Source organism: Actinomyces sp. HMSC065F12, assembly GCF_001814535.1.
Taxonomy (GTDB): Bacteria; Actinomycetota; Actinomycetes; order Actinomycetales; family Actinomycetaceae; genus Pauljensenia; species Pauljensenia radingae_A.
In genome coordinates, this window is sequence record NZ_KV816968.1 from 40588 (window position 1) to 52889 (window position 12302).

At 58.9% G+C, this 12302-nt stretch carries 10 protein-coding genes and 1 riboswitch; of the genes, 5 read left to right on the forward strand and 5 right to left on the reverse strand.

Annotation, left to right across the window (positions count from 1 at the left end):
- Nucleotides 1-62: 62 nt before the first annotated feature.
- Complete coding sequence (locus tag HMPREF2975_RS04470; RefSeq protein WP_083314398.1) at nt 63-1160, forward strand: Gfo/Idh/MocA family protein; 1098 nt, start codon at nt 63-65, stop codon at nt 1158-1160.
- A gap of 64 nt (nt 1161-1224) precedes the next feature.
- Here the strand turns inward: HMPREF2975_RS04470 and HMPREF2975_RS04475 are convergent, their stop codons facing one another.
- The 4 genes from HMPREF2975_RS04475 to HMPREF2975_RS04490 form a co-directional block, all read right to left on the reverse strand.
- Nucleotides 1225-2085 carry a class I SAM-dependent methyltransferase gene (locus HMPREF2975_RS04475; protein ID WP_083314399.1) on the reverse strand — a complete coding sequence of 287 codons (861 nt, stop codon included), beginning with the start codon at nt 2083-2085 and terminating at the stop codon, nt 1225-1227.
- A 102-nt stretch (nt 2086-2187) separates the two neighbouring features.
- Nucleotides 2188-4623, reverse strand: coding sequence for an ATP-binding cassette domain-containing protein (locus HMPREF2975_RS04480; RefSeq protein WP_070726018.1), 2436 nt, complete (start codon nt 4621-4623; stop codon nt 2188-2190).
- Nucleotides 4620-5216 carry an ECF transporter S component gene (locus HMPREF2975_RS04485; RefSeq protein WP_058237943.1) on the reverse strand — a complete coding sequence of 199 codons (597 nt, stop codon included), beginning with the start codon at nt 5214-5216 and terminating at the stop codon, nt 4620-4622. Before HMPREF2975_RS04485 ends, HMPREF2975_RS04480 begins: the two co-directional genes overlap by 4 nt.
- A 34-nt stretch (nt 5217-5250) precedes the next feature.
- Nucleotides 5251-5365: riboswitch (TPP riboswitch) on the reverse strand.
- Nucleotides 5366-5395: 30 nt separating this feature from the next.
- Nucleotides 5396-6562 carry an ROK family protein gene (locus HMPREF2975_RS04490; RefSeq protein ID WP_058237631.1) on the reverse strand — a complete coding sequence of 389 codons (1167 nt, stop codon included), beginning with the start codon at nt 6560-6562 and terminating at the stop codon, nt 5396-5398.
- A 95-nt stretch (nt 6563-6657) separates the two neighbouring features.
- Between HMPREF2975_RS04490 and HMPREF2975_RS04495 the strand changes: the two genes are divergently transcribed.
- The 4 genes from HMPREF2975_RS04495 to HMPREF2975_RS04510 all read left to right on the forward strand — a co-directional run bounded on the left by HMPREF2975_RS04495 (nt 6658) and on the right by HMPREF2975_RS04510 (nt 11705).
- Entirely contained in the window at nt 6658-7587 is a 930-nt protein-coding gene (locus tag HMPREF2975_RS04495; RefSeq protein ID WP_058237630.1) for a carbohydrate ABC transporter permease, read from the forward strand.
- A 4-nt stretch (nt 7588-7591) separates the two neighbouring features.
- Nucleotides 7592-8536 carry a carbohydrate ABC transporter permease gene (locus HMPREF2975_RS04500; protein ID WP_082628635.1) on the forward strand — a complete coding sequence of 315 codons (945 nt, stop codon included), beginning with the start codon at nt 7592-7594 and terminating at the stop codon, nt 8534-8536.
- Nucleotides 8537-8591: 55 nt separating this feature from the next.
- Complete coding sequence (locus HMPREF2975_RS04505) at nt 8592-9971, forward strand: ABC transporter substrate-binding protein (protein ID WP_082628634.1); 1380 nt, start codon at nt 8592-8594, stop codon at nt 9969-9971.
- 231 nt (nt 9972-10202) lie between these two features.
- A complete protein-coding gene (locus tag HMPREF2975_RS04510; protein WP_193599988.1) occupies nt 10203-11705 on the forward strand; it encodes a glycoside hydrolase family 36 protein in 1503 nt (500 codons plus the stop codon).
- 55 nt (nt 11706-11760) lie between these two features.
- Here the strand turns inward: HMPREF2975_RS04510 and HMPREF2975_RS04515 are convergent, their stop codons facing one another.
- The gene (locus HMPREF2975_RS04515; protein WP_058237627.1) at nt 11761-12246 is read right to left on the reverse strand and encodes an SRPBCC domain-containing protein; all 486 of its coding nucleotides are present in this window, start codon (nt 12244-12246) and stop codon (nt 11761-11763) included.
- Nucleotides 12247-12302 lie beyond the last annotated feature (56 nt).

Consider the following 12302-nt stretch of genomic DNA (forward strand, 5'->3'; position numbering starts at 1 on the left):
CCTGACGTTGGCGTCACCTTCGACCGCACGTAGTCGGCACACTTATGTGACAGAATCGAATTATGACAGCAGATACATCGAAGACACCCTCGTCCCCCCATCAAACCCTCCCGGAGTTGCCGCCCACCATGCGCCGCCTGGCTGGCGACGTGCACATCCCTGACCCGATGGATGCTCCCAGTATTCGGTGGGGAATCATTGGTGCCAGCGGCATTGCCCGCACGATGTGTACCGCGATCAATGCGTACACGACTTCACGCGTCGTCGCGGTCGCTGCCCGCGAACCGTCCAGGGCAAAGGCGTTTGCACGTGACAATGACGTCGAGCGGGCTGTGGATTCGTACGAGGAACTCGTGGCGTGCGATGACGTGGACGCGGTCTATGTGTCGACGATCCACCCCTACCATGCACGTTGCGCGCTGATGGCTCTGCGTGCGGGCAAACCTGTGCTGGTGGAAAAGCCGTTCACGATGACGGCACAGCAGGCACGCGATGTTTTCGATGCGGCTGAACGAGCGCACCTGTTTGCGATGGAGGCTATGTGGATGCGCCACTTGCCTCACCATCACGTTCTTCGCGCCATCCTCGCCGGAGGGGGTCTGGGAGCGGTGCATTCGGTTCATGCTGATCACGGGCAGCGCCTCCTTGACGTTCCGCGCCTCATTCGCCCTGAGCTGGGTGGCGGAGCCGTGCTGGATCTGGGCGTGTATTCCCTGTCTTTTGTCCATCAGGCGCTCGGTGCGCCCGAGGAGCTGTCGGCGCACGGCCGGATGCGTCCTGATCACCTTGACACCGCTGAGGTTGTTACTGTGCGCGCAGGCGATGCGCTGGGTGTGGCTCGCGCCGCGATGGATGCGCGTTCAGCTACAGCGGCCGAAGTGGTTTGTGCAGGTGGGTGCCTGGAGTTGCCTGAGCAGTTCTACCAGCCCGGTATCCTGCAGTTGCGCACGTGGGATGACGAGGGGACCGAAGTCGTGGAACAGTGGGATGCCCGCATTCCCGGCGGCTTCCAGTATGAGGCGGCTGAAGTGGCGCGCTGCCTGGCCCAGGGTCACACCCAAAGCAGTGTGATGCCGTGGCGCACAACGGTGGAGGTCATGGACATGATCGATCAGGTGCGTGCCCAGCTCGACATCCGCCATCCTGGAATTAATGGGTAGGGTTTGCGCTGGTGGCAGCGCGTAAGAATCGCCCCGGCATCACTGTTAAAGCTGCCGGCACACTTTAGTTGAGTCCGTTGCGCGCAATCCACGTCATCGTGACGACAGGGATGGACACCCACTGGTCGCTTTCGTAGCGCAGGTGTTCGTACAGGTACCAGTGCAGGTTGCGTTGCATGCGTTTGCGCATGGCCGTGCTCGCCCGCAGGTACGAGGAGCGGGTGCGTGCCAGTTCCATCACCTGTTCGGGCAGTAAGACGTGCATCCACCTGCAGGTATGCAGCGTCGCCGGTGTGATCGGCGGGTCCCACCTGGGTGGTTTGTCGGGCCGGTGCACGTCGCCCGAACGCATGATCCGTGTCAGGCGGTGCACCCACGGCATCCGCACATCCATCTGGTTGAACACTGCTGCCACCACGCCGCCAGGTCGAACAATTCGCGCCAGCTCGGCGCTCGCCTCATGCGCATCGACCCAGTGCCACGACTGTGCAAATACTGCACCGTCGACACTTCGATCCGGCAATGTGGTCCGCTCCCCGGTTCCATCAATCACGCGGATAAGCCCTGAGTGCGCCTGATGCCATGGTGTTCCATCCGCAGCTGGGTCGCCCTCGTTCATGGCCGAATTGTCGGCGACGTCATGCCCATGAAGAACGCCGGTGAGTTGATCGCGCATTGCCCGGGCCGGTTCAACGGCAACAACATCGACTTCGCGCCGTGCCAGTGCGAACGTCATTTTTCCTGTGCCGGCACCGATGTCTGCGATACGCACTGGCGACCCGGTCTGCAGGCCGCTCGCCTCGCAGGCACCGATCAGTGTGTCGACCGCTGCAGCCGGGTATCCGGGGCGGATGTGCCCATACGAGGACGTGGCACGCTCGAAAGGGTTGACGTCGTCAGTTTTGGCAATATGGGAAGTCGGCACTCAGTCAGCCTACTGCATGGGTGATGCGCCGCAGACAGACAGACGAGCCGGCGCTGTACCCAGTGAGGTACCTGCGGCCGGCTCGTCTGTCTTCGTTCCTGTTCAGGTGCCGATTGATTCGAAACAGCCGAAACGGATTGCTGTGGTCAGTGCGATCACCGGGATCACGATGCACAGCACCATGAAGACCATGTCCGCCCAGCTGACTGTGGAGGGGCGCGCCCAGGTGCGCCGCGTATCTGCACCGAATCCTCGTGCTTCCATCGTCACCGACAGTTTGGCGGAGCGGCGCAGCGCAAAGACGAGCAGTGCGAACGCTCCCTGGAAGAACGCGATGAACCTGTTGGCGTCACCGAGGCCGCGCATGCGTCGAGCCTGCATGAGCGCTTTCCAGTCGGCCATCATGAGTCCGGCCATACGGACACCTGCCAGGGATGCCAGGACGGGGCGTGCCGGCAGGTGCAGTATCTGTCCGAGTCCATCTGCCATGTCAGTCGGATCGATGTGAGAGAACACAACGATCGCCGGCATTGCGACGGCGATGATACGAAGGAATATTCCTGCTGCCAACGCGATGGAGCGGTCACTGATCGCCATCGGCCCCCAGTGCCAGTACAGCGTTCCACCCGGGTCGGCGTACAGGAGCATTGACACAGACGTCAGCGATGCGGCGATGATGACCGGGATCATTCTCACTGCTATCTGTTTCGCACTGATTCCCACCAGTGGGAGCAGCAGCAGTTCACAGATCAGCGCAATGCCTGCACTGACTGTGTCAATGGAAGCGATCAGCGGGGTCGTCATTGCAGCGATTCCCAGCACCTGCGTCACCGGGTTGACCTTCTTGAGCAATGCGCCTCGCTTGTATGCACACGAATGCCCCTCATTGCCGAGGGCGTCCACGCCATCTGTGCTCTCACTACCACCGGCAGATGCCGGATCTGTGCGTGCGTCGGTTCCAACTTCGCTCAGATCAATGACGTTGTCCGCCATTGCTTCAACAAATGAGTGGTCGTGCGTGATCGCCACGAGCGTGGTGCCGGCATCGACCACTGAGCGCAGCAGTGCCACCAGTTCGACCCATGTGGACCGGTCCTGTCCGAAGGTCGGCTCATCGGCGATCACAATGTCCGGCGCGCTGATCAGCGCGGTCGCCACCGACAGGCGGCGTTTTTCTCCACCGGACAGTGTCATGGGATTCGCGCGAGCAAGGTGCTCAAGTTTCAGAGCTTTCAGGAAACGCTTGACCAGTTCGTCGCGCTGATCGTCCTTCAGCTTCGCCAGTGTCGGCCCGAGTTCGAGCTCTTCTTGAACAGTACGGCACACAAACTGGTATTCGGGTTCCTGGAAGACCATGGACAATCGTCCGACCAAGTCTCGCGAGCGCCATTCGTACGGGTCGGCGCATTCCGGGCGGCGTGAAGCTGTCCGTTCGGGAGTCTTACCGGACGCGGACGTCTTATCCGATGCTGCAGGGGGCGTCGGATCGATTCGCACCATGCCGTCAAGCGGCTTGAGCAGGCCGGCCATCGTCAAAGCCAGTGTTGTCTTTCCCAACCCGTTTCCGCCGACAATGCAGGTGCATTTGCCCTGCGGAATACGCATCGAAATGTCGCGCCGAATCGGATGATCCGGGTCGTATCCGATGGCCAGGTCACTGACAGTGATGGCATCCGTGTTGGTGGCGACCGGATCATCCTGGCTGCCACTCACGATGCTGTCAGTATGCTGATTGCGTACGTCACGCCGACTGTCACCGATCACCGCTTCTTCGTCACCAGGCAGCCAGATCCCGCATTCACGCAGGTAATCAGCCTGGTCATGCAGGACTTCCTGCACGGTGCCGTCAGCACCGATTGCGCCGTCGATCACCACGATGACGCGGTCAATCAGCTCCATCCACACGTCAACGCGGTGCTCGATGATGATCGCTGTGGCACCGGTACGTTCCAGTACTGCGCGGGTCGCGTTGCGGACCTGCTGAACGCCCTGCGGATCCAGATTGGCCGTCGGCTCATCCAGGAGCAGCAGGCGCGGATCCATGGCGAGCACGCTTGCCAGTGCAAGACGCTGTTTCTGCCCACCGGATAGTTTTGATGTTGGATAGTCCAACGGAATATCCAGGTTCACAGTGTGCAGCGACTGGTCGACGCGCTGCCAGATTTCATCACGCTCCACCGCCAGGTTCTCGCATCCGAATGCGACGTCGTCACCGGCTCGCGCCAGCACGACCTGTGCTTCCGGGTCCTGCATAACCAGACCGATGGAGCCACGCATTTGTTCCGGGCGAGCTCCGTCGACAGTGAGTGTGCCGCGAGATTCACCCTCGTCGTCACTTCCGAGTACGCCGGCAATACCGCACAGCAGTGTTGACTTGCCGGACCCGGATGCCCCCAGTACGAGGACGTGTTCGCCAGGCCTGATGTCGAGGGTGATCTGATTCAGTGCCCATGCGCGTCTACCGGCGTGCCGCCATCCCCATCTGTCGATGTAAACGGAGGCTCCGATATCCACGCGGGTAGTTGCCTCCGGACTCATACGAGTTCGTGGCGCTCGCGTCCAGCTGCGAAACGGTCAAGCGCGCCGGTCTGAGCCAGTCCGCGCACGATGAACCATCCGAGCAGGCCTGCCAGCAATGCGCCGGAGATCTGCGTGGTGATGAAGTACGTGACGTTGAACAGTGCGCCTTTGGCGTGGTTGTAGGCGATGAATTCCCAGACGAATGCACCCAGAGCTGAACCCATACCGGTCAGAATGCCGATCGGCAATGTGAAGCGGCGGTACAGAACAATCAGGAGGATCAGTTCAGCTCCGAGTCCCTGCACGATGCCTGAATACACCGCGCCGATGCCCCATTGTGATCCCAGAGCTGCGGACATACATGCTGCCAGGAGTTCAACGAACAGTGCGGCACCGGGTTTGCGGATGATGAGGCCACCCAGAACACCGCCAATCAGCCAGATTCCAACGGCGATTCCGCCCAGACCCGGGGTGAGGGCATCCATCGCTTTGGTCCATAAATCACCGGGCTGGTTCCACAGCAGGAAAATGCAGCCGCAGGCTACCGCGAGGATTGCAGCTGTCACAAAATCAACAACGCGCCAGCTCAGGCGCGGCTTCTGGTCAGTCATCGTGTCCTCTTTCTCGTGTATGACCTTGAAGACGCGCACGAGAAGAGAGCCTTCCTTCGCCGGTTTTAACCCGGATCAGGTTCAACGGTCGAGGGGCCTTGTTCCCCCTCCTCTCAACCCAGCACAACTGGGCTCCCGTGGCAGTAAACGTGAGTATAGTACGTGCTGGCTCTGTTGAGTTACTTCCACAGCGTATTCGGCGAAATTGACGGAAAATAGTCGGCGTGCGTGACGAGACGAGTGATCTGGTCAAAAATGTCATCAAGGCCGAGTCGAATTCCTCCCAATGCGACGGCGCGTCTGCCCAGTGTGGAGGCTGCGACATGGGGCATGAAAGGACATAGGTCGGTGAGGTCGTCAACTAGTTGGTCGTAAAACAGGGACGCGTATCGCGCAAACTGCCCGCCGATCACCACGCATTGCGGAGCAATAGCAAGAATCATCGCAGCAGTTCCCTGCGCAAGAATGTGTGCGTATTCAGCTATTGCGCCTTGGTAATCAGCGTCACCGTCATGAGCGACCAGGGCTCCTTCGAACAGCTCTTCTCGCGTGGGTGTACGGCCCGCAAATCGGTGCGACACGAATGTTTCCGATTCAAGGTCTTTCCAGCGAATGCACGGGAGTTCACCAATCAGACCGGCGCTGCCCATGAGGCCTTCACGCACACGACCGTCGATGACACTCGCAGCACCGGTACGACGCCCCGCCAGGATAAAGACGACATCGGAATACTGGCTGGCAGCGCCTTTCCAGGATTCGCCACGGGCACCCAGCGCACAGTCTCCAGCTGTTCGCACGCGCACACCAAGTCTGTCGCTGAAAATCTGATCAAGTGCCAGTCCCTGCCAACCGGGCATGCCTTCACCCCCGAAGTAGACCACACGTCCATCATGCTGAACCCCTGGCGAAGCGACAGCGCAGGTCCATGCTGTCCCACAGGTGGTGTGTTCGCGCACCTCGTTCGTCAGGTCAACAGCTACGTCGATACGCGTATCGGCAGAGCAGTCTTCATCAATGTTGATGCTTCGTTCATCCAGGATCTTGCCTGAAAGATCAGCAGACATCGCAGTGATGTGGTGGGCTCCAATATCGAGGGAAAGGACGTGGCCGGCATCGGTAGCCATTCCGTAGAACGCTGCGGGGCGTCCCAATGATGTGAATCCCTGCGGAGGGGCGACCTCGGTAATCCATCCCAGATCCGCGAGGTCGCTGACAACTGATTCCGCTGCGGGGCGGGTGATGCTGCACTGCTGAGCAATGTCGCTGAGAGTGCGCGGACTCTCAAGGCAGTAACGCAAAACACGCGCCATATTCGCGCGCCGCTGAAGGCGTTTAGGAGCAGGCATACACGACTCTCTCTCCATCACATTGACTTATTAAAGAAAGTAACCTAATAATAGTAACTGTTCAACCCGTCGAGGGCTCAAAGACGAAGGACCTCATGAGCACTACTGTACAAAGCAAGGGCGCGCATTCACCCGCACAGACGCACCGGCATTCACGCAAACTGCGCGATGTTCCGGTTGCGCTCGTATTCCTGGCACCTGCCATTTTCGGCTTCCTGCTGTTCTACCTGTGGCCCATGATCCGCGGCCTGCAGATTTCGTTCACCGACTGGGACATGATCAGCACGCCTCATTGGGTCGGTTTTGACAACTACCGCAAACTCATCGGCGACCATCACTTCGGTCATGCACTGGTCGTGACCGCGATCTACGTGGTCGTCAATATTTCCACGCAGACAGCTCTGGGCCTGGCTATCGCCACCCTGATGCAGCGGATCTCGCATTCAACCCTGATCCGATCCCTGCTGCTCGTCCCCTGGCTTGTTCCCAACGTGACGATCGCAGTGATCACCTTGTTCGTCCTCGATCCCAACGTTGGACTGCTCAACCACATGCTGTCCTATCTCAATGTCGGTCCGATCGCTTTCTACTCTAACCCTGACATCGCGATCTACACCGTCGCCCTCGTCAATTCGTGGCGCAATATGGGCTACACCGCGTTACTGATATTCGCGGGCATGCAGATCATTCCGACCATGGTGTACGAGGCTGCTGAAATTGACGGTTCCTCCACATGGCGCACATTCTTCTCCATCACACTGCCGCTGATCCGACCCATTCTGGTCATGGTCGTGGTGGTCTCCACCATCGGGTCATTCCAGATCTTTGACACCGTGGCCGTGGCAACGAAAGGCGGACCTGTTAACTCGACGCGCGTGATCTACTTCTACATCTACGAAAAAGCGTTCCAGCAAGGCCAGATGGGATACGCAGCAGCCATGGCTGTGGTGCTGCTGCTCATCATCTTGCTGATGACGCTGGTTCAGCTGCGCGTCACCCGCGCAACCGAAACGGATCTGGGGTGAAGTCATGACGTCACTGTCTCGAAAAGCTGATCACACTGACACGCAGGCCAGCAGGGCTGCGAAGAAGAATCGCCGCCCCATTCGCCCGGGTCTCGTTGCCGGATGGATCGCCCTGATTATCCTGCTCTTCATTACACTGGTGCCGTTCGTGTGGATGATCCGCACGGCGTTCACCCCAAATGCGCAGATCTTCAACGGCGACTACTCACTGATTCCACAGCAATCAACGTGGATCAACTTCAAACGCGTCCTCGGTCTGGCAACACCAAAAGAGGACCTCGCTGCAGGCGGATCCGGAGCAACCATGTACTTCTGGCTCTACCTGCGTAACTCCGTAATTTTCACGGCTCTGCTGGTGGTTGGCCAGGTCACGACCTCCGCGATGGCGGCATACGCATTTTCACGCCTGCGTTTCCCCTTCCAAAACGCGCTGTTCGCCCTGTTCCTGACCGGCATGATGATTCCACCAATCTTCATCGTGCTGCCCAACTTCATCCTGATCAAGAACGCCGGTCTGCTCAACACGTTCACCGGCCTGCTGGCACCCTATTTCTTCATCAGCCCGTTCGCGATCTTCTTCCTGCGCCAGTTCTTCCTGTCCATTCCGCGTGAAGTTGAAGAGGCGGCAACGCTGGATGGTGCCGGGCACTGGCGTACATTCGTCCAGATCATCGCGCCAATGGCATCCGCACCCCTGACCACGATCGCCATCATCCAGGCGGTCTTCGCATGGAATGAGTATCTGTGGCCGCAACTGGTCGCACAAAAGCACGCAGTACGACTGCTTAACGTTGCGCTGGCCGTTTTCCAGCAGGCATCGCCTTCCACGCGCCCCGACTGGGCCGGGCTGATGGCTGCTGCCACCCTGCAGACTCTTCCGATGCTGCTGGTGCTCATCCTGCTGGGTCGCAAGCTTGTCGGATCAATCGGTCTGACGTCCGCTAAGTAACACAAACCTTTTGACGTTCCGCAAAATTTTTTCCAACACAATTTCAAAGGAGAAGATGATGAAGAAAGTAGTCGCCTCAACATGTGCGGCAGCAATGGCCGCACTGGCACTGAGCGCCTGCACACCTGCCGAACTGACAGACGAAGGTACCTCCGGTGCAGCCGGCATGTCCGGCGAATCGGATTCACAGGGAATCACCTACAGCCTGTGGGATCCAAACCAGAAGCCGGCATACGAAAAGTGCGCAGCCGACTTTACGGAGAAGACCGGCATCAAGGTCACCATTGACCAGAAAGGCTGGGATGACTACTGGCAGAACCTGTCAGTTGCCATTTCCTCAGGAACAGCTCCCGATGTGATCACAAACCACGTTGCGCACTACCCGGAGCTCGCATCCAAGGGCGCCCTCGAGGATCTCAAGCCGTACATTGACAAGGCACAGATCGACATGAGCCAGTACACCGGCAACCTTGCCTCCCTGTGGGATTACGACGGCAAGACCTTCGGCATTCCGCAGGACTGGGACACAATCGCACTGGTGTACAACGCCAAAGATGTTGAAGACGCCGGGATTGATCCCGAATCCCTGAAGGACCTGGACTGGAACCCGCAGGACGGCGGTTCATTCGGCAAACTCATCGCTCATCTGACCATCGACGAAAATGGTGTGCGTGGCGACGAGGCCGACTTTGACAAGACCAAAGTTGCCACATACGGATGGGGACTTGAAAGCGGTGGCGGCGTTGTCGGCCAGGGCCCATGGTCATGGCTGGCGCTCTCAAACGGCTTCCAATACCTCGACAAGAACCCGTTCGGCACTCAGTACCAGATGAACGATCCCAAACTGATCGAGGCTCTCACCTGGTGGCAGAAGCAGATTGAAGCAGGCTACGTCACTCCGCTTGAACAGGCCGGCAACCTCGGCCTCGAACCGATGATGGAGCAGAACAAAGCTGCCCTGATCCCAGACGGCTCATGGCGCATCAACACCTGGGCAAACTCCGAGGCAGGCGATTTCAAGTTCGCACCGCTGCCGAAGGGACCAGAAGGCCGCAAGACCATCATCAACGGCATTGCACCATCGATCATGGCATCCTCCACTCACAAGGATCAGGCATTCCAGTGGGTTCAGTACCTGACATCGGAAGACTGCCAGTCCGTCATCGCCAAGGAAGCAGTGGTCTTCCCGTCCATCACGTCGCAGTCTGAAGCAGCTGCCAAGGCTCACGAAGCCAACGGAGTGGATGTCTCCGCATACATTGACATCACAAAGGATCCGTCATCACTGTCGTACTACCCCATCACCTTCAAGGCTGATGAAATCAACAGTGAGGCAGACACCGTCATCGAACAGATCGAGCGCGGAAGCGTTGACCCAGCTGAAGCTCTGCCGAAGCTGAACGACACGATCAACGGCATCCTTGCAGATCAATAGTCGGACCAGATACCACTGCTGAGCTGCATACGCTCAGCAACACCAGGTGCCGCCCGCCGCCCGCAATCTGCGGGCGGCACCTTGCCACTGCCACGTCACCCTGCCCTCCTGCAGTCTCCTCCTACCTCCAGCACTCCCTGCCCCTTCTCACTTTCTTCGCCATCCGAAAGCACTCCCATGCATTTGCGTCTCAAAACCACCACCACTTCCTGCGTCCTCAACGCACCATCCATGTCACCCCTCGAACTCAGTGTCACCGGAGCACAGCTGCGCGCTGACACGCTGAGGATTGACGTTGATGGCCACTCCATCAGTGAGTTTTACCGCCACGGCATCAACTCCTGGTCGCCGACAGCATGGTGGTACACCGATCGCGAACCGTGGCGCGTGTGGGACAACGACGAACGCCTCCTGACGGCGGAAGATCCCGCCACCGATTCAACAACTGACCACCGCTCCTACCTGCTGACAGCGTGGACAGTCGACTCGTCAACGCATCGCGTCATCGTGGTCGGAACACTGGGAGGCCGCACCGGCGTCTTCACCGTGACCGGTCAGCAGGTCGCATCTGCCCCGCTGGATCCAGAGCACGACAACAGCGAGCTGACCTGGTGGATCGGCATAGGGGAAGAACGCGAAATCTTCGCCGCATATGCACGCGCTCTGGCTGATTCGATTCCAGAATTTCATTCACGTCAGGACTGCGGACCTGTGTGGTCATCGTGGTACTCCTGGTTCGAAGAAATCACCGAACACACTATTGAAACCGAAGTGCCGCACGCGCAGGCAGCTGGCTATCGCGTGCTGCAGATTGACGACGGCTGGGAGAAAACAGTTGGCGACTGGCAGGCGAACACAGATTTTGAACACGGAATGGACCACTGTGCCACCCTCATTCACAACGCCGGCATGCGGCCGGGTCTGTGGATGGCGCCGTTCATTGCCCGCAGCAGTGCCCCGATCGTACGCGAACACCCCGAATACTTCATTCATAACGCCGATGGCACACTGGCTCACGCCGGATATAACTGGGGCGAACCATACTTCGGACTCGACACCACACATCCCGGTGCCCAGCAGTGGCTGACGAACGTCATGAAACGCGCACACGGCTGGGGATTCACCTACTTCAAACTCGATTTCCTCAATGGTGCCGCCATCCCCGGAGTCCGTTACCAGGACTGTGATCGAGAGGAAGCCTACCGCCAGGGTCTGCGTACGATTCGCCAAGCTGTGCCAGATGTCTACATCATGGGGTCTGGCGCTTTGATTGGATCGTCTATAGGGCTGATTGATGGAATGCGAGTGGGACCCGACACGGCTCCCTACTGGGACAACACCGAACGCCATCGTGATCCAAGTGGTCCGGCCGTCAGAAATGCGCTGCGTAATGCGCTGTCTCGATACTGGTTGACCTCGCTGGTGGCACCAGATCCCGATGTCGCATTCGTGCGAACACGCGGCTCCCTGCTTTCTGACCAGGTCAACGCCGTCACCCGGGACCTCGGGCATGTCATGGGTGTTCATTCATGTTCTGACCCAGATAGCTGGCTGACAGATTCGGAACGCCAGCAGATACGGGAATTCTGCCAGGTGGCCAGCCGCTCAGGTGCTGATCAACTCGACGTGCAGCAAACAGGACGGTTCACATTCACCATCAACGGGCGCGCCGTCGACTTTCAACCGTGGATTGACCCGGAGGGGCGAATCAGCGACCGCCTGCTCGTCAAGTAGGTACCAACATCGCTGCGGTGCGCACTGAGTTCGTGTGCGGCGCAGCGGCACAGCCTCAGGCTGCACCTTCCAGGTAGGCCTTCAGTGCCGGCAGGACAACATCCCACGTGCCCTGCGCGTCTTCCCATGCCTGGCGCACTTCAGCCTCGTCATCGCTGACGGATGTAATATCTGATTCCTCGACGTGCACCTGTACCTGGCCGTCCTTCTCGGACAGTGATACTTCCACGCGCGTGGTGCGTTCTTCAGGGAATTCGTCCCCTGCCAGCGGGTACCACCGGAAGGAAATGAGATCCATCGGATCTTCATCTTCCTTTTCGATCAGCCATGCACCGGCATCCGGATCTTCGATACGGTACAGGCCATCCTCGCCGCGCTCAAATTCATGGTCGCCGAATGGCCCGTCGTTGACCCACCAGCCCGGCTCGCTGACCGCTTTCCATACGGATTCGAGGTCCGCTGCAATTGAAATGTCTGCTTCAACCGCGTCGAGGTTGTCCACCTTGTCCATTGATTCGTCATCGTCGTCGAAGTAATTCATGTCTTAACGGTAATCGTTGCCCACCACGACTTTCCAGCTTTTGACGCATTAGCAGA